The sequence below is a fragment of the bacterium genome, from assembly GCA_026129405.1.
In the GTDB taxonomy this organism is placed as follows: domain Bacteria; phylum Desulfobacterota; class Binatia; order DP-6; family DP-6; genus JAHCID01.
Genome location: JAHCID010000008.1, coordinates 72,084 through 88,555 on the forward strand (window position 1 = coordinate 72,084; position 16,472 = coordinate 88,555).

The 16,472-nt window shown below is 74.0% G+C and carries 17 protein-coding genes; 8 read left to right on the plus strand and 9 right to left on the minus strand.

Features of this window, described 5'->3' with window-relative positions; translation table 11 throughout:
• Position 1 precedes the first annotated feature (1 nt).
• On the minus strand, positions 2-244 hold the full coding sequence (locus tag KIT14_21980) for a hypothetical protein (protein ID MCW5893193.1): 243 nt from the start codon (positions 242-244) through the stop codon (positions 2-4).
• A gap of 49 nt (positions 245-293) precedes the next feature.
• Between KIT14_21980 and cyaY the strand changes: the two genes are divergently transcribed.
• A complete protein-coding gene (gene cyaY, locus KIT14_21985; protein MCW5893194.1) occupies positions 294-608 on the plus strand; it encodes an iron donor protein CyaY in 315 nt (104 codons plus the stop codon).
• On the opposite strand, the gene KIT14_21990 is transcribed toward cyaY, so the two are convergent.
• Genes KIT14_21990 through KIT14_22000 form a run of 3 tightly spaced genes read right to left on the minus strand, consistent with a single transcriptional unit; the run spans position 598 to position 4,106 of the window.
• Positions 598-1,326 (minus strand): hypothetical protein, encoded by a 729-nt coding sequence (locus tag KIT14_21990; protein ID MCW5893195.1) that lies wholly within the window; start codon positions 1,324-1,326, stop codon positions 598-600. The two genes, cyaY and KIT14_21990, sit on opposite strands and share 11 nt — an antisense overlap.
• Before the next feature lie 60 nt (positions 1,327-1,386).
• Positions 1,387-2,721 (minus strand): sodium:alanine symporter family protein, encoded by a 1,335-nt coding sequence (locus KIT14_21995; GenBank protein ID MCW5893196.1) that lies wholly within the window; start codon positions 2,719-2,721, stop codon positions 1,387-1,389.
• Between the two features lie 56 nt (positions 2,722-2,777).
• Positions 2,778-4,106 carry a citrate synthase gene (locus KIT14_22000; protein ID MCW5893197.1) on the minus strand — a complete coding sequence of 443 codons (1,329 nt, stop codon included), beginning with the start codon at positions 4,104-4,106 and terminating at the stop codon, positions 2,778-2,780.
• 112 nt (positions 4,107-4,218) lie between these two features.
• Here KIT14_22000 and KIT14_22005 point away from each other — a divergent pair, with 112 nt between their 5' ends.
• The 3 genes from KIT14_22005 to KIT14_22015 all read left to right on the plus strand — a co-directional run bounded on the left by KIT14_22005 (position 4,219) and on the right by KIT14_22015 (position 6,317).
• Entirely contained in the window at positions 4,219-4,959 is a 741-nt protein-coding gene (locus KIT14_22005; GenBank protein MCW5893198.1) for a GNAT family N-acetyltransferase, read from the plus strand.
• Complete coding sequence (locus KIT14_22010; GenBank protein ID MCW5893199.1) at positions 4,949-5,746, plus strand: 1-acyl-sn-glycerol-3-phosphate acyltransferase; 798 nt, start codon at positions 4,949-4,951, stop codon at positions 5,744-5,746. The genes KIT14_22005 and KIT14_22010 overlap by 11 nt, the downstream gene beginning before the upstream one ends.
• A 94-nt stretch (positions 5,747-5,840) precedes the next feature.
• Positions 5,841-6,317, plus strand: coding sequence for a hypothetical protein (locus tag KIT14_22015; GenBank protein MCW5893200.1), 477 nt, complete (start codon positions 5,841-5,843; stop codon positions 6,315-6,317).
• A 161-nt stretch (positions 6,318-6,478) separates the two neighbouring features.
• On the opposite strand, the gene KIT14_22020 is transcribed toward KIT14_22015, so the two are convergent.
• Entirely contained in the window at positions 6,479-7,810 is a 1,332-nt protein-coding gene (locus tag KIT14_22020) for a cytochrome P450 (protein ID MCW5893201.1), read from the minus strand.
• Between the two features lie 119 nt (positions 7,811-7,929).
• Complete coding sequence (locus tag KIT14_22025) at positions 7,930-8,232, minus strand: EF-hand domain-containing protein (protein ID MCW5893202.1); 303 nt, start codon at positions 8,230-8,232, stop codon at positions 7,930-7,932.
• Between the two features lie 268 nt (positions 8,233-8,500).
• Between KIT14_22025 and KIT14_22030 the strand changes: the two genes are divergently transcribed.
• Positions 8,501-9,760: a two-component sensor histidine kinase gene (locus tag KIT14_22030; GenBank protein MCW5893203.1), complete on the plus strand. Its 1,260-nt coding sequence runs from the start codon at positions 8,501-8,503 to the stop codon at positions 9,758-9,760.
• 9 nt (positions 9,761-9,769) lie between these two features.
• A complete protein-coding gene (locus KIT14_22035; protein MCW5893204.1) occupies positions 9,770-11,098 on the plus strand; it encodes a sigma-54-dependent Fis family transcriptional regulator in 1,329 nt (442 codons plus the stop codon).
• A 4-nt stretch (positions 11,099-11,102) separates the two neighbouring features.
• Here the strand turns inward: KIT14_22035 and KIT14_22040 are convergent, their stop codons facing one another.
• A complete protein-coding gene (locus tag KIT14_22040; protein MCW5893205.1) occupies positions 11,103-11,957 on the minus strand; it encodes an MOSC N-terminal beta barrel domain-containing protein in 855 nt (284 codons plus the stop codon).
• 81 nt (positions 11,958-12,038) lie between these two features.
• On the opposite strand from KIT14_22040, the gene dinB reads away from it, so the two are divergent.
• Complete coding sequence (dinB, locus tag KIT14_22045; GenBank protein ID MCW5893206.1) at positions 12,039-13,232, plus strand: DNA polymerase IV; 1,194 nt, start codon at positions 12,039-12,041, stop codon at positions 13,230-13,232.
• 413 nt (positions 13,233-13,645) lie between these two features.
• Positions 13,646-14,377, plus strand: a complete 732-nt coding sequence (locus KIT14_22050) for a PQQ-binding-like beta-propeller repeat protein (protein MCW5893207.1) — start codon at positions 13,646-13,648, stop codon at positions 14,375-14,377.
• 145 nt (positions 14,378-14,522) lie between these two features.
• On the opposite strand, the gene KIT14_22055 is transcribed toward KIT14_22050, so the two are convergent.
• Together KIT14_22055 and KIT14_22060 are read right to left on the minus strand one after the other, a co-directional pair.
• Positions 14,523-15,824 (minus strand): MFS transporter, encoded by a 1,302-nt coding sequence (locus KIT14_22055; protein MCW5893208.1) that lies wholly within the window; start codon positions 15,822-15,824, stop codon positions 14,523-14,525.
• On the minus strand, positions 15,821-16,465 hold the full coding sequence (locus KIT14_22060; GenBank protein MCW5893209.1) for a phosphohydrolase: 645 nt from the start codon (positions 16,463-16,465) through the stop codon (positions 15,821-15,823). Before KIT14_22060 ends, KIT14_22055 begins: the two co-directional genes overlap by 4 nt.
• Positions 16,466-16,472 lie beyond the last annotated feature (7 nt).

Here is a 16,472-nt window from a genome sequence, read left to right on the forward strand (position 1 = left end):
CCTAGCCCTTGGCTTTCAGGGCGGTGTCGTTGTCGCGGATGAAGGCGCGGATGTCCTCGGCCATGTCGAGGAGCTTCACCCACTGCTCCTTGTAGAGCGTCACGGGGAAGCGCCCCATGCCGTAGACACTGAGCGCGCCCTTCTCGCTGACCTTGAGGGTCACGCCCCGGGTCTGCGCCTTCTTCAGACGCTCGACCTCGGCCCGCAGCCGCTCCACTTCCCTCGCGTCGTCTTCGTCCGCCATGGCCGGCTGGGATAGCAAGGGCGCCCAGTCGGGGCTAGTGTCCGCGCCGATGGATGCCGAGACCTATCTCCGCCTCGCCGACCAGGCGCTCGATCGGGTGGCGCGGGCGCTCGACGTGAACGAGGATCTCGAGGTCACGCGCGCCGACGGCCTCGTGGCGATCGTCTTCGAGGACGGCACGAAATACGTCCTCAACCGCCAGTCCGGCGCGCACCAGATGTGGTTCGCCGCCGCGGCGCGCGCCTGGCACTACGACTGGGAGCCCACGCGCGAGACGTGGGTCGACGACCGCGACGGGCACGAGCTGTGGACCCGCGTCGGCGAGGTCGTCGCGCAGAAGCTGGGGACGCCGGTCAGCGTGTGAGATTGGTCGCGGCGGCGGCGGCGAGCATCGCCTCGGCATGGCTGGCGACCAGACCGAGCGCGTTGCCGCAGGCGTCGCGGGCGGCCATCCGCCGCGCCTTCTGCCGCACCTTGAAGAGGCTCCGACGGGCGCGGCGCACGGCGCGCTTCGTCGGCTCCCCGCTCGCGACCAGACGGTCCGCCGCGGCGAAGAGCCGCCGTACGCGACGCGGCACGGTGCAGCCGCTCACCGCGAGGTCGACGGCGAGGGCGCAGCGGGCCGCGTCGAACAGCCCGGCGCCGCTGCGGCAGCAGAGGTTCAGATAGTCGACGTCGCGGAGCGCGCCGTTGCCGCGCGCGAGCACCGTCGCGCCGCTCGCCGTGCCGACCGGCACGACGACGTCGGCCGCCTCGCCGCAGGCGCCGTCCTGGCTCGGCAGCGGCGGCTCGGGCAGCGCGAGGCCCGCGACGGTGACGCTGCTCAGCGTCGCCGGGTCGCAGGTGGGCGCGTCGACGCCGGTGCACAGTCGGACCGTGAAGCGGCACTGGCCGTCGGCGACGCCGTCGCGGTCGCAGGTCGGGTCGCCGTCGGTGCACACGACGCCGCTCGCGCCGGCGGTCGCGTCGACGTCGCCGAAGGCGATGCGGCAGTCGGCGTCGACGAGACCCCCGCCGAGGACGACGGCGAGCGCGCGCCCCGTGGTCAGGCAGAGGAGGGCGGCGGCGAGCGCGAGGCGCATCGTCTCGACAGCTACGGACCGCGCCCGCGGCGGTCAACCACGCAGGCGCCGCCGCAGCCGTCACGGCTCCGGCGGCGCCTGCCAGAGTCCCCGCCGGGTCTCGGCGACGAGCACGCGCTGGAGCGCGAGGAGCGCGATCAGGTTCGGGATCGCCATGAGCCCGTTGGCGATGTCGGCGAACGCCCATACGGCCGGCAGCGAAGCGACCGAGCCGATCATCACCGCCACGACCCATGCCCAGCGGTACGGGGTGATCGCCGGCGTGCCGAACAGGTACGCGATCGCGCGCTCGCCGTAGTACGACCAGCCGAGGATCGTCGAGAAGACGAAGGTGAGGAGTCCGACCGTGAGGACGATCGGTCCGATCGTCGGGATCTCCGCGAACGCCGCGCGTGAGAGCTGCGCGCCGCCGAGCCCGTCCTGCCAGTGGCCCGAGTTGACGACGACGAGCCCGGTCATCGCGCACACGACGACCGTGTCCCAGAAGGTGCCGGTCGACGACACGAGCGCCTGCCGGACCGGATCCGAGGTGCGCGCCGCAGCGGCGACGATCGGCGCGCTGCCGAGCCCCGACTCGTTCGAGAAGAGCCCGCGTGCGATGCCGAAGCGCGCCGCCGCGACGATCCCCGCACCCGCGAACCCGCCCACCGCCGCCTGGCCGGTGAAGGCGGTCTCGACGATGAGGCGGACCGTCGCCGGCAGCGTGTCGGCCCCGAGCCACAGGAGGATCGCGCAGCCGACGACGTAGAACAGCGCCATGAACGGCACCAGCCACTCGCAGACGCGGGCGATGCTGCGGATGCCGCCGACGATCACGAACGCCGTGCCGACCGCCATCGCGAGCCCGCTGACCCAGGTCGGCACGCCGCCCGTGTCCCAGGCGAGCTGCGCGACCGAGTTCGCCTGCACCATGTTGCCGATGCCGAACGCGGCGATCGCCGTCAGCGCCGCGAACGCGGCCCCGAGCCGCCGCCAGCCGAGGCCGCGCTCGAGCACGTACATGGCGCCACCGCCGAACGTGCCGTCCGGCAGGCGGACGCGGTAGTGCACGGCCAGCAGCGACTCGGCGTACTTGGTGGCGATGCCGAAGACGCCGGTGAGCCACATCCAGAGGACCGCGCCGGGCCCGCCGGCCGCGACCGCGGTGGCGACGCCGACGATGTTGCCGGTGCCGATCGTCGCCGCGAGGGCGGTGACGAGCGCCCCGAAGTGGCTGACGTCGCCTTCGCCCTCGGGATCGCGCGCCACCGACAGGCGGATGCCGCGCCAGACCCAGCGCTGCGGGAACCGCAGGCGCACCGTGAGGAACAGGTGCGTGCCGAACAGGAGGACGAGGAGCGGCCAGCCCCAGACGAACCCCGCGATCGCGTCGAGCCATGCTTCCACCGCCGCCATCCACCCCTCCCGGCCCGCCGCACGCATCCCGTGCGCGGCGCGCCACCGTCACCTCGCTACAGCGGGCCGCCGATCTCGGTCTCGCCCGGGCCGACGTCGCGGCGTGCGTCGAGCGGCAGGTACGAGCGCATCGCGTGCCCGGTGTAGATCTGCTTCGGGCGCGCGATCTTCTGGTCCTTGTCGGTGATGAACTCCGCCCACTGCGCCATCCATCCCGACGTGCGCGGGATCGCGAACAGCACCGGGAACATCTCCATCGGGAAGCCCATCGCGTCGTAGATGATGCCCGAGTAGAAGTCGACGTTCGGGTAGAGCTTGCGCTTCACGAAGTACTCGTCCTCGAGCGCGATCTTCTCGAGCTCGAGCGCGATGTCGATGAGCGGGCTGCGGCCGGTCACCTCGAACACCTGGTAGGCGACCTCCTTGATGATCTTCGCGCGCGGATCGTAGTTCTTGTAGACGCGGTGCCCGAAGCCCATGAGGCGCCGCTCGCCGGCCTTCACCTGCTTGATGAGGTCGGGGATGTTCTTCACCGAGCCGATCTCGCGCAACATGCGCACGACCTCTTCGTTGGCCCCGCCGTGACGCGGGCCCGCGAGCGCCGCCGCGGCGGCCGCCAGCGACATGTACGGGTCGGCGTGGGCGCTGCCGACGACGCGCGCCGTCGAGGTCGAGCAGTTCTGCTCGTGGTCGGCGTGCAGGATGAAGAGCACGTCGAGCGCGCGCTCGAGCACCGGGTCGGGCCGGTACTTCAGCTCGGTCATCTTGAAGAGCATCGAGAGGAAGTTGCCGGTGTAGCTGAGGTCGTTGTCCGGGTAGACGTAGGGCAGGCCGCGGCTGTGCCGATACGCGAACGCGGCGATGGTCGGGACCTTGCCGATCAGGCGGCGGGTCTGCACGCGGCGTGACTCGAGGTCGGTGACGTCCTTCGCCTCGGGGTAGAACGTCGACAGCGCACCGATGGTCGACACCAGGATGCCCATCGGGTGCGCGTCGTAGCGGAAGCCCTGCATCAGGCGCTTCAGGTTCTCGTGGACCATGGTGTGCATCTTGACGTTGCGGGTCCACATCTTGAGGTGCGACGTCGTCGGCAGCTCGCCCTTCACGACCAGGTACGCGGTCTCGAGGTAGGTGCTCTTCTCGGCCAGCTCCTCGATCGGGTAGCCGCGGTAGCGCAGGATGCCCTTGTCCCCGTCGATGTAGGCGATGGCGCTCTTGCAGGCCGCGGTATTCATGAAGCCGGGGTCGTAGGTGGCGATGCCCGGGTCGTCGGCGTCCAGCTTGATCTGCGCGAGGTCGGTCGAGCGGATCGTGCCCTGCTCGATCGGCAGGACGTACTCCTTGCCGGTGCGATCGTCGCGGACCGTGAGCGTCTCGTTCGCCATGGCAGACACTCTAGCGCTGCGGAGGAACAGGGAAAAGGTCGCCGGACCTTCGCGTCGCGATCACCCGGAGGTAACCGCGCGCGGCTACCCTCGCAGAGCAAGGAGGTGACCCATGCAGGCCACCAACATGCCCCGGCAACCCTTCGCGGTGACGCTCGCCACGACCCGGGACGACGTCCGCGCCGCGCAGCGGCTCCGCTGGCAGGTCTTTGCCGAGGAGCTCGGCGCACGGCTCGACACGCTCGAGGCCGGGCTCGACGTCGATCGCTTCGACGACTTCTGTGCCCACCTGCTGCTGCGTGAGACCGCCAGCGGGCGCGTGGTCGGCACCTATCGCATGCTGACGGCGGCGCAGGCGCGCCGCGCCGGCAGCTTCTACTCCGAGACCGAGTTCCACCTGACGCGCGTGCTCGCGCTCGGCAGCGGGCTCGTCGAGGTCGGACGCGCGTGCGTCGCACCGGAGCACCGGCGCGGCGCCGCGATCGCGGCCCTCTGGGGCGGCCTGCTGCGCTGGCTCGGTGACGTCGGCGCCACCACCGTCATCGGCTGCACCAGCATCAGCCTCGCCGAGGGCGGCGCGCCGGTCGCCGCGCTCTGCCGCCGGCTGCGGCGCGAGCACCTGGGGCCGCCCGAGCTGCGCGTCTTTCCGCGCCGCCCGCTACCGCTGCACCGGCCGCCCGTCGAGGACGAGGCGCCGATGCCGCCACTGCTGAAGGCGTACCTGCGGCTCGGCGCCTTCGTCTGCGGCGATCCGGCGTGGGACCCGGACTTCGACTGCGCCGACCTGCTCGTCCTGCTGCCGCTCGCGCGCATGAGCCGGCGACACGCGGCGCACCTCCTCCGTGCGGCCTGAGCGGGAGCGCCACCGCGCGGTGCGGCTCGCGCGGACGGTTGCGCTGGTCGCGCATCTCGTCGTCGTATGGCTCGCCGCCGTGACGCTCGTGCCGCGTCTCGGCGCGGACACGCGCGCCGTGTGGCTGGCGCGCTTCGCGCGCCAGACGCTGGGCATCCTCGGCGTGCGCCTGGTGCGCCGCGGCGCGCGCGGACCGGTGGACGGCCCGGTGCTCGTGGTCGCCAACCACGTCTCCTGGCTCGACGTCTATGCGCTCCAGGCCTGGCGCGGCGGCCGCTCGGTGGCCAAGCGCGAGGTGTGCGACTGGCCGGTCGCCGGCGCGATCGTGCGCGGCTTCGGGACGTTCTTCATCGTCCGCGGCTGCTGCCGTGACGCCGCCCGCGTGAAGGACACCGTGGCTGCGGCGCTGCGCGCCGGCGAGCGCGTCGTCGTCTTTCCGGAGGGTACGACCACGGACGGCGCCGCCGTCGGCCGGTTCTACGCGGCGCTGCTCCAGGCGGCGGTCGACGCCGGTGTCCCCGTGCAGCCCGTGGCCCTGCGCTATCTCGCCTCCGACGGCGCGCGCGATCCGGCGGCGGCCTTCGTCGGCGACATGAGCTTCGTCGACTCGCTGCGGCAGGTGCTCGGGCGTCGTGCGCTCGCCGCCGAGCTCACCTGGGGGCCGCTGCTCCAGCCGGCGGGGGAGACGCGGCGTACGCTCGCCGCGACCAGCCATCGCTTCATCGCGACGGCGCTGTGCGACGTGCCCGACCTGCCGCGCCCGATCCGGCTGCCGCAGGCCGCATGACGCGTGGCATCCCGCGCGCGTCCGGCGTCGCGACTCCGGGCCCGTGACACAGTACGCAGCTGCGGTCCGTCGTCAGTGGGCACAAGGAGGAACGATGACCGCCCACCAGCCCGCCTTCGCCGGCTCCGAGCTCCTGGCCCCCGACACGGTGCTCCCCGAGCAGCTCGCCGCTCCGCGGCGGGACTCGCTCATCTCCGGTGAGCGGGCCCTCATGCTCGCCGTCCTCGAGGACGCCATCCGTTGCTACCTCGAGCCGCCGCGCGGCGCGATCCGCATCCAGCGCGAAGCCGAGCACTGGCTCTGGAGCGCCGACGAGACCTGGCCGTTCTCGTTCGTGAACATCTGCGACGCCCTCGGCATCGCCGCCGGCCCGCTGCGCCGCAAGCTGCGCGAGCAGACGGCACCCGGCCGCGGCGCGTGCCTCGCTACCGGCGGAGCCGCTCCGGCCGAGCGCGACAGCCCCCGCATCCGCATCCGTCTCCGCACCGGCGGCTTCGGCATGCGCCCGGCCCGCCGCCGGCCGCAGCCCGTCCTCGCCGCCGAGCTGAGCGCGCGCGCCGCCCTCGGCTGATTCCCCAGGACGCGCCCCCACCCGTCCTCGCGCCCTGGGCTCGGGCGTCGCCGTCCCCGCGGGACGCGGCGCCCGAGCCGAGGGTCACCGCGGCTGGCGGCGCCGGTCGCTCGCGGCGGCGACGGCGGGTGCCACGAGCGGGAGCCCGAGGAGCCGGCGTGTCATCGCGGCGCGACGGCTCCCGGCAGGCCGTTGCGCGGGTGCAGCGTCGGCACCCAGCGCACGGGCGGCGCGCCCGGCGCCAGCGTCACCTGCCAGCGCCGGAGCAGCTCGCTCGCCACGATCTTCATCTCGAGCTGGGCGAAGGCCTGCCCGATGCAGAGGCGCGGCCCGCCGCCGAAGCCGACCAGGGCGTAGGGCACCGCGCGGTGCTCGTCGCGCGGCGGCGCGAAGCGCTCGGGGTCGAAGCGGTCCGGGTCGCGGAAGACCTCGGGCATGTGATGCGTCACCCAGGGCGAGTAGACGACGAGCGTCCCCGGCGGGAGCGTGTGCCCCGCCCACTCGAGCGGCGCGGTGACGCCGCGCTGGCACAGGCTGATGGGCGGCCAGCGGCGCTCGACCTCCTTCAGCACGAGGTCGAGGTCGCGCAGCGCGCCGACGTGCGAGAGGCGCAGGGGCCCGTCGCCGACGACGCGGTCCTGCTCGGCGACGAGCCGCGCCTGCCAGTCCGGATGGTCGCGCAGCGCGACCAGGAGCGACGCCAGCATCGAGGTCGTCGTCTCGTGGCCGGCGAACATGAGGATCACGGCTTGCTCGAGCAGCTCCTCGTCCGAGAGCGCGGCGCCGGCCTCGTCGCGCGCCGCCATGAGGAGCCCGAGGGCGTCGCTGCCCGGCTCGGCGCGCCGCCGTGCGATGACGCCGCGCAGGTACGCCCGCAGCGCGTCGCGCGCCGCGAGCCCGCGGCCGTAGGTCGTGAAGCGCCAGCCGACGCGCAGGAACGCGCTCGTGCCGCGGGCGAGCGCGTCGTTCTGGGCCGACAACTCGGCGAGCGCGACGTCGCCGCCGACACCGAGCACGAGCCGCGCCATGACGTCGAAGGTCAGGTGGCGCAGGCGCTCGTACATCGGCCCGGGGCCGGCGGCGGCCCAGCGCGCGACGTGGGTTTCGGTGCACTCGGCCATCACGTCGAAGTACTGCGCGACGCCCTTCTGGTGGAACGCCGGGGTCATGAGCGTGCGGTTGCGACGGTGGACCTCGCCGTCCTGGAAGAGGAGGCCGTCGCCGAGCACCTCGCGCACCATGGCGTAGCCGAGGCCGTGCGAGAGCCGGTCGCGCGCGGTGACGAGGAGGTGGCGATTCGCCTCCGGACCGCAGAGCGCCACCATGGTGAAGCCGAAGAGCCGGAACTGGAACACCGGGCCGAGGCGGCGATAGCCGTCGAGCAGGTACGCGCCCGGGTGGGAGAGCATCGCCCAGGGTGCGCCGAGCCACGGCAGGCCGCGGTGCGACGGCAGCCGGGACGGATCCGCGAGCGCGAGGGGAGCGATCGACACGCGACGCCGGCAGTAGCGCACTCGGCCGCGGCGAGCGAGACACGCGGCCCGATCGTCGCGGGACGATCGGGCCGCGGAAGGCGGCGGGCGCCGGGGAAGGCGGCGCCGCCGCGCGTGGGCTACATCGGCAGCGTGCTCTTGCGGCGCTCACGCCGCTGCGTGCGCCACTGCTCCTTCGCTGCGGCGAGCTCGTCCTGGGTCACGACGCCGTCCTGGTTGAGATCGAGCTTCTGGAACTTCTCGTTGGCGCGGGCCTGGGCGCCGGCGGCGAACTCGTCGGCGGTGAGCGCGCCGTTCTTGTCGGTGTCGAGGTCCTCGAAGCTCGGCCGCTTGCCGTGCGAGCAGTCCTTGGCGAGCGCCGCGCCCGCCGAGAGCACGAGGGCGGCGGCACCGAGCAGCGGAACGATGAGGCGAGGCTTCATGTCGATTCTCCTTCTGCGCGAGTCGCGCTCGCGATGCTGGTCGTCAGTGCGAGCGCCATGCCAGCGCCGGGACGCGCGCCGGGGTTGGGTGCGGTGCGAACACGCCACGGCAGGGCTGCGGAATCCGCATGCGCGCGTGCGGATTCCGCAGCCGGTCGCTGGCGCCGGCGGTCGTCGCCACGGGCGCGGCGTGCGGCGCGCGCCTTGCTTTCCAGCGAGGCCGACGTTTTACCCCCGCGCCGCCGGCCCGTACGCTGGTCCGATCCGCATGTCTGCCGCGCCGCCGTCCGATGCCAGCCGCTCCCTGCGCCGCGTGCGCTGGGCGCAGGTGCTCGTCTACGCCGTGCTGGCGCTCGCGCTCGTCGGCTCGGCCGTGCAGAGCTGGGTCGGCGTCCATCGCGTGCGGGCGGAGGTGTCGGCGGGCCAGGGCCGTCGCCTGCTGCACGCGCTCCGTCGCGGATTCCTGGACGGGCGCGTGCCGTCCGCCGAGCAGCTCGCGCGCCAGGTGCGGCGGCACGAGGACCTCGGACTGCGCTGCATCGCCGTGCGCGGGACGCCGCCGCTCATGGCCGGCGACTGCCGGCTCGATGCGGCGGCGGTCACGCGTCTGTTCGCCACCACGCCGCCCGCTACGGTGCACCAGCTCGGGCCGCGCGTCGCGATGGTCGCGCCGCCGCCGATGCGGCATCGCATGCGGCTGCGCCCGCCGCTTCCGGCGGCACCGCTGCTGCTCGTCGTCTACGAGCCGGCGGAGGCGAATGCGCTCGCGCGCTCGGTGCGACGCAGCCTGTTCGTCTCGCTCGCCGCGGTGGTGGCGCTCGTCTTCGCGACCGTCGTCCTATGGCGCCTCACGCGGCGCGCCGAGCTGCTCCAGGACGCCGCCGAGCGTGACCGCCGGCTCGTGACGCTGGGCGAGATGTCGGCGGTCCTGGCGCACGAGATCCGCAACCCGCTCGCGGCGCTGAAGGGCCACGCGCAGCTGCTCCAGGAGCGCCTCGCCGACGGCAGCCCCGAGCACGAGAAGGCGGCGCGGGTGGTGCGCGAGGCCCGTCGCCTGGAAGACCTCACCGAGGATCTCCTGCGCTTCGTGCGCGCGCCGCAGATCGAGCCCGCCCCCGCCGACCCGGCCGCGCTCCTCGCCGAGGCGACGCGCAGCGTCGACGCCGAGCGCATCCGTCTCGACACGACGCGTGCGCCGCATCTGTGGCGGCTCGACGCCGCGCGCATCCAGCAGATGCTCGTGAACCTCCTGCGCAACGCGGTCGAGGCGTCGCCCGCGGACGCTCCCGTCGAGGCGTGCGTCGAGGCCGCCGACGCGGGCCTCGTCTTCACCGTGCGCGACCACGGGGCCGGGCTCCCCGGCGGCGACCCGAGCCGGCTCTTCGAGCCGTTCTACACCACCCGCGTCCACGGCACGGGCCTCGGCCTCGCGGTTGCGCGCCGCATCGTCGAGCTGCACGCTGGCACCATCACGGCGCGCACGCATCCCGAGGGCGGCGGCGAGCTGCGCGTCGTACTGCCCGCGTAGGTTTCCGGCATGGCCCGCATCCTGGTGGTCGACGACGACGACGGCGTCCGCACCTTCCTCGCCGAGGCGCTGGAGGCCGACGGCCACGCGGTCCGCCAGGCGGCGTCGGGGGAGGAGGCCGTCCGGCGGCTCGACGCCGAGGGCTTCCACGTCCTCATCACCGATCTGCGCATGCCGGGGATGGACGGCCTCGCACTGGTGCGCAAGGCGCGCGCCGAGCAGCCCGAGCTGGAGATCGTCGTGCTCACCGCGCACGGCACGGTCGAGACCGCGATCGAGGCGATGAAGCTCGGCGCCTTCGACTACCTCCAGAAGCCGGTGGAGAGCCCGGCGTCGCTGCGCCTCCTCGTCGCCCGCGCGGTCGAGCGGCGTACGCTGCGCGACCGGCGCGAGGAGGACGAGCGCGCGCACGGCGACGCCGTTCGCCTCACCTGGGGGGACCCGGCGATGGTCGCGGTGGAGGAGGCCCTGCGCAAGGTGGCGCGGACCGACGCGACCGTGCTGCTGCTCGGCGAGAGCGGCGTCGGCAAGGAGGTCGCCGCGCGCGCCGTGCACGCCTGGAGCGAGCGTGCGGCGGGGCCGTTCGTGGCCATCAACTGCGCGGCGCTCGCCGAGACGCTGCTCGAGAGCGAGCTGTTCGGCCACGAGAAAGGCGCCTTCACCGGCGCGACCGCGCGCCGTCGCGGACGCATCGAGCTGGCCGAGGGCGGCACGTTCTTCCTCGACGAGGTGGGCGAGCTCAAGCCCGAGCTGCAGGCGAAGCTGCTGCGCGTCCTCCAGGAGCGGCGCTTCGAGCGCGTCGGCGGGGGGCAGACGATCGCCGCCAACGTGCGCTGGATCGCGGCGACGAACCGCGACCTCCGCGCCATGCTCGCCGCGGGCCGCTTCCGCGACGACCTCTATCACCGGCTCGCGGTCTTTCCGGTCCGCCTGCCGCCGCTGCGCGAGCGGCGCCGGGACCTGCTGCCGCTCGCCGAGGCGCTGCTCGCGCGCATCGCCCGCGAGCTGGGCCGCCGCCCGCCGGCGCTGGCGGCGGCGACGCGCGAGCGCCTCGTCGCCGCGCCCTGGCCGGGCAACGTGCGCGAGCTCGGCAATGCGCTCGAGCGCGCCGTGATCCTCGCCGACGGCGCCCCCGAGCTGCGACCCGAGCACCTCGTCCTCGAGCCGCCTCCGGCCGACGCACCGCCGGCGGCGGCGCAGTCGCTCGCCGCGCTCGAGCGCGACGCCATCGCGCGCGCCCTCGCCGACACCGGCGGCAACCGCAAGGACGCGGCCGTGCGCCTCGGCATCGGCCTGCGCACCCTGTACGAGAAGCTGAAGCGCTACGGGCTCGGCTGAGCCGTCACTCGACCTCGACGGCGTCGCCGACGGCCACGCGACCCGGCGTCACCACCGTCGCGTAGAGGCCGAGGCACTGGGCCGCGTCGCGGACGATCGTGCGCAGGACCCCCGGGTTCTTGGCGAGCCCCGGCTGCTCGAGCGTCGTCATCACGCAGCGGGCGGTCGGCATCTCGCCGTGGAGGACGAGCCCGCCGATGCGGAGGCGCCGGCCGGCGAGACCGTGCTCGACGAGGCCCTGGAGGTCGGGCGTCGACTGGACGAAGAAGTTCGGGCGGAAGCGGCGCCGGTCGAACACCTCCGCCGGCCCCAACGCGGCGAGCGCGGCGGTGCTGAGGAGATGGATCGGGAAGGCGTCGAAGAAGGTGCCGAGCGGCGAGGTGAACTCCATGAGCTCGGCCGGGAAGGCGGTGATGTCGGGGATGGGCTCGTCCTCGGTGCGGCCGAAGACCTGGCGCAGCTCGGCCATGATGTCCGGGTTGTCCGGCTCGGCGCGGCGGTAGAAGTCGGTGTGATCGGCCGGCTGCCGCGGCCACAGCGTCACGCGCCGGCCGACGAGGGACGTCAGCCGCACTGCCGCCTCGGGGTCGTTGCTGCGCAGGCGCGCGCCGTCGGGGAAGGTGATCTCCGCCGGCGGGACGTGGGTGGCGTCGGGCTCGATCGGGTACCTGGCCGTGCAGCGCAGGAGGCCGGGCAGCTTCTTGGCGCCGCGGATCTCGCCCTTCACCTCGTCGCGCACGGCCCAGCCGCGGTCGCCGGGCAATCCCTGGGGGCCGACGACGGTCGCGGCGATCTGCTCGCCGCCCATGGACTTCACCGGATAGCGCCACAGCTCCTTCACCGAGCCGATGCGTTCCATGGTCCCCCTGTGGCACGGGTCGGCGGGCGGTGCTAGCGCCGGAGCGGCGTGCACCGCGAGCCCACGATCCTGCACGCCGACATGGACGCGTTCTATGCGGCGGTCGAGCAGCGCGATCATTCGGAGCTGCGCGGGCGGCCCGTGATCGTGGGCGGCGGCTCCGTACGCGGCGTCGTGGCGGCGTGCTCGTACGAAGCGCGCGTCTTCGGCGTGCGCTCGGCGATGCCGGCGGTGCAGGCGCGCAAGCTCTGTCCCGACGCCGTCTTCGTGCGCGGCGACATGGCCAAGTATCGCCGCATCGGCGCGCAGGTGCGGCGGCTCTTCGAGGAGGTGAGCCCACTCGTCGAGCCGCTGTCGATCGACGAGGCCTTCATCGACGCGACCGGCTCGGTGGCGCTGCTCGGCCCGCCGCGGACCATCGCCGAGCGCCTGCGTGCTCGGGTGCGCGCCGAGACCGGGCTCGCGGTGTCGGTCGGCATCGGGCCGGGAAAGATGGTCGCGAAGATCGCGAGCGACCTCGCCAAGCCCGACGGCCTGCTCGAGGTGCCGGCGGCGGCCGTCGCCGCGTTCCTCGGCCCGCTGCCGGTGGCGCGCCTCTTCGGCGTCGGTGCGGTGATGCAGGCGGCGCTCGCCCGTGCCGGCATCGCCACCATCGGCGACCTCGCCCGTGCCGACGCCGTGCGGCTCGCCGCCCGGATCGGGCCGATGGCCGAGGCGCTGGTCGCGCTCGCACGGGGCGACGACACCCGCGTCGTCGAGGCCGACCGCGCCGCGAAGTCGTACGGCGAGGAGGGCACGTTCGAGCGCGACGTGCGCGACGATCGCCTCGCCCGCGGCGCGATCATCGCGCACGCCGAGGCCGTCGCACGCCGCCTGCGCCACGACGGCGTGCGCGCCGGCACGGTCGTCCTCAAGGTGAAGCTCGCGACGCCGCTCGGCGGCGGCCGCTTCCCGCTCTTCACGCGGCAGACGGCGCTCGACGAGCCGAGCGACGACGGCAAGGTGCTGTCCGATGCCGCGCTCGCGCTGTGGACGCGGCACCGTCCACACGAGGCCGTGCGGCTGCTCGGCGTCACCGGCGCCGGGATCGTCGGCGCCGTGTCCGCGGGCCAGCTCGGCCTCTTCCCCGACCCGACGCGCCGCCGCCGTGCGGCGCTCAACGGCGCGCTCGACCGCCTCGCCGACCGCTTCGGCGCGCACAGCGTGACGCGTGCCGACGCGCACGCGCCGAAGGCGACGCCGACGGGGCAGGTGAAGCGCGGCGAGGACGAGTGACGGCCGGCGACGGAGACCCCGTCGCGGACGCTCCGCCGGGAGCGCCATGGCGACACGGTGGCCACCATGTGCAGTGCGCGGTGTCCAGCCGCGATGCGTACGCGCCGCATCGGCCGAAGGTCGTATGGCAAGCTCGCAGCCAAGCATGTCATGATCGTCGGGATGAGACGTCCGGGGGCCTCCGTCGTTGCACTCGTGCCGTGCGTGCTGTGGCTTCTCGTCGGGGTCGTGCCCGCGGCGGCCGTGCCGGTGTACGGCTGGCGCGACGTGCGGACGACCGTGGGTTCGATGAGCATGCGAACGACGGCGGGGGCGTCGTCGCCATCGGGGCCGTCGGGGATGGATCCCCGGGGACCGTCTCGTTGTACGCGCTGGGCTCGCTCGCACCGCTTGCCGTCGCCACGTCGGGGGCCGTGGAGGGCTGGGACGGGTTCGGTGCGTCCCTCGCCGCCGTTCGCCGCGAGCTCGCCGTGGGCGCTCCGGGCCTCGGCGAGGTGCACGTGATCGATCGCCGTGGGGCGACGCGACGGCGTCTCGCGTTTCCCCCTGCGGCGCTCGGCGCGGACGTGTCGCTCGCGGCGTTCGGACGGTCCGTCGCCTCCACCCTCGGGATCGTCTTCGTGGCGTCGCAGTCCACGTGGAGTCCCATGGGCCGCGTGTCCGCCCGGCTGTGGGCCTTCGATGCGCGTACCGGCGCGTTGCGCTGGCAGGCCGAGCTGCCCACCGGCTCCTTCGGACGCTATCCGCTCGCGGCCGGCGGGCGGGTGGTCGCCGTTGCGGTGGGAAAGGAGGCGGCCCGCAAGGTCCTCCTGCTCGACGCGCGAACCGGCGCCGGCCTCGGGGCGATCGAGCCCCCGGCGGGCGTCCGAGGCGTCTTCGGCTTCAGCATCCATCTGGAGCGCGCGCGCCTCGTGGTCGGCGCGCTCGGGGACGGCGGGAGGGCAGCGCCTACGAGTTCCGGGTGCCCGGCGGAACGCCGGTGCGAGCCTACGCGCAGCCCGCCGTCGGAGGAACGCGCCAGGAGTTCGGCCATGCGGTGGCTCTCGAGGGCCGGTGGGTCATGGTGGGCGCCCCGCAGTACAGGGCCCCGGGGCCGGCAGCGTTCGGGGCCGTCCATGTCTTCGAGCGTCGGAGCGGCGCGCTGACGCAGTCGATCCTGCCGAGGACGTTCGACGACGGTGGGTTCGGCGCGTCGCTGGCGGTCGCACGGCGCCTCCTCTTCGTCGGCTACGCCTACGGCTGGGCGGGCAACGTGGAGGCGTGGGAGCGCCGGCGCGAGACGGGTGCCGCTCAGCGCCGCCGGCCGCGTGCCGCCGGCGGCGGTCGCACCTCGATCTCCTCCAGCGACAGGCCGCGCGTCTCCGGTGCCCAGCGCAGGACGCCGAGCCCGCCGAGGATCGGGCCGCCGGCGACCACCGCGACCGCGCCGGGGATGCCGAGCTCGACGGCGAGCGCGCCGATCAGCATCGGCGTGCCGAACTCGAGGACGCGGCCGAAGAGGTTGGTCGTGACGCCGTACGCGGTGGCGCGGATGGCGGTGGGGAAGAGCTCGGTGGCGTAGGTGCTGGTCACCGCGCTGGCGCCGAGGGCGGCGATCGCGGCGAGCGACATGAGCAGCATCTGCACCGGCACGCTGCGCGACGGCGTCCAGAACAGCGCCGCGATCGCGAACCCCGCCGCGATGTAGAGGATCGCGCAGGCGCGCCGGCGGCCGAGGTGATCCATGAGCCAGGCGGCGAGCGGCGAGCCGACGGCGAAGCCGGCGAGGAAGCCCGTCGCCACGACGGCGCCGTAGGTGGCTGCGTCGTAGCCGAGCGTGCGCGCGGCGTGGATGGTCCAGAACGTCGTCGCCGGCGACGTCAGCAGGTGGTTGCAGTTCCACAGACCGGTGACGAGGAGCACGCGCGGCCGGTATGCCGGCGCCAGCGCCGCGCGGATCTGCCGCAGCGGATGCGGCGGCTCGGCGTGTGCCAGCGCCTGGAAGCGGCGCGTCTCGCGCATGCCGAGGCGGACGAGGAAGACCAGCGCCAGCGGGATCAGCCCGAGGAGATACATGGCACGCCAGTCCCAGCGCGCGAGCACCCAGCCGGCCGACAGGAACGCGGCGATGGTGCCGACCGCAGCGACGCCGGTGAGGATGGCGATGCCCATGCTGCGCCGCCGCGTCGGGAACTCCTCGCCGATGATGATGAGCGCGAGCGCGAACTCGCTGGCGAGGAAGATGCGCGCGCCGAGCTGCCAGGCGGTGAAGCTCTCGATCGACTGCGACAGCGCCGTGCAGCCGGTACACAGGGCGTAGCCGAGGATCGTCAGCGTGATGAGCCGCCGCCGCCCGTAGCGGTCGGCCCACACGAGCACCAGGAACGACAGCACCGCGCCGGTGCGCGCGAGGCCGACGACGAGCCCCCAGGCGCGGTCGTCGAGCCCGTACTGCGCCTGCACGAACGGGGCGACGGCGGACAGGATGGCCGCCTCGAAGCCCTCGAAGAAGGTCGCCGACGCGAGCATCGCCAGCAGCGCCCACAGGTAGGGGCGCATGCGGTCGTCGTCGGGCGGGGCGGGCGCGGGATCGCGGGCCGCGTGGGGCGTCACCGCGAGCCGATGGCCGCGGGCGGCTCGGGGGCGCGTTCCTCGCGTTGCTCCTCGGTGGCCGGCGCCTCGGGCCGGTAGATGGAGCGCACGGGGCGCGCGAGCACGCGCTCGACCATGGGCGCGAACGCCTCGAGCGGCAGCGTGTCGTAGGCCGGGTCGAAGGAGTTCTGGTCGTAGCGCGCGCAGAACTCGGCGCAGTCGCGGAACCAGGGGTGGTCGCGGAAGCGCTCGCGCAGGTTCGGGTCGAGGCCGACGTGGCCGAAGAAGTACCAGCCCTGGAAGATCGCGTGCTGCTGCACGATCCAGTGGTTCCGCTCCGAGACGAACGGCCGCAGGATCGCGGCGGCGACGTCGGCGTGGTTGTAGGCCCCGAGCGTGTCGCCGATGTCGTGCAGCAGCGCGCAGACGACGTACTCCTCGTCGCGCCCGTCGCGGTGCGCGCGGGTCGCGGTCTGAAGCGAGTGGGTGAGGCGGTCGACGGCGTAGCCGCCGTGATCGCCCGCGAGCAGCCGGAGATGATCGAGGATGCGCCCGGGCTGTGCCGCCTGATGCTTCAGGCCGGCGATGGCGACCGGCATCCATTCCTCGGGGCGTGCGTCCGCCATCGCCGTGAAGGCGGCGCGCGGGGAATCGTCGTCCATGGGCTCC

Bases quoted from the DNA above. Each gene is read 5' to 3' on its own strand.
- KIT14_21995 (MCW5893196.1), bottom strand. From the start codon at position 2,721: ATGGCGGCGGTGGAAGCATGGCTCGACGCGATCGCGGGGTTCGTCTGG.
- KIT14_22035 (MCW5893204.1), top strand. From the start codon at position 9,770: ATGGCCCGCATCCTGGTGGTCGACGACGACGACGGCGTCCGCACCTTC.
- KIT14_22000 (MCW5893197.1), bottom strand. From the start codon at position 4,106: ATGGCGAACGAGACGCTCACGGTCCGCGACGATCGCACCGGCAAGGAG.
- KIT14_22015 (MCW5893200.1), top strand. From the start codon at position 5,841: ATGACCGCCCACCAGCCCGCCTTCGCCGGCTCCGAGCTCCTGGCCCCC.
- KIT14_21990 (MCW5893195.1), bottom strand. From the start codon at position 1,326: ATGCGCCTCGCGCTCGCCGCCGCCCTCCTCTGCCTGACCACGGGGCGC.
- KIT14_22040 (MCW5893205.1), bottom strand. From the start codon at position 11,957: ATGGAACGCATCGGCTCGGTGAAGGAGCTGTGGCGCTATCCGGTGAAG.
- KIT14_22060 (MCW5893209.1), bottom strand. From the start codon at position 16,465: ATGGACGACGATTCCCCGCGCGCCGCCTTCACGGCGATGGCGGACGCA.
- KIT14_22030 (MCW5893203.1), top strand. From the start codon at position 8,501: ATGTCTGCCGCGCCGCCGTCCGATGCCAGCCGCTCCCTGCGCCGCGTG.
- cyaY (MCW5893194.1), top strand. From the start codon at position 294: ATGGATGCCGAGACCTATCTCCGCCTCGCCGACCAGGCGCTCGATCGG.
- KIT14_21980 (MCW5893193.1), bottom strand. From the start codon at position 244: ATGGCGGACGAAGACGACGCGAGGGAAGTGGAGCGGCTGCGGGCCGAG.
- dinB (MCW5893206.1), top strand. From the start codon at position 12,039: ATGGACGCGTTCTATGCGGCGGTCGAGCAGCGCGATCATTCGGAGCTG.
- KIT14_22025 (MCW5893202.1), bottom strand. From the start codon at position 8,232: ATGAAGCCTCGCCTCATCGTTCCGCTGCTCGGTGCCGCCGCCCTCGTG.
- KIT14_22005 (MCW5893198.1), top strand. From the start codon at position 4,219: ATGCAGGCCACCAACATGCCCCGGCAACCCTTCGCGGTGACGCTCGCC.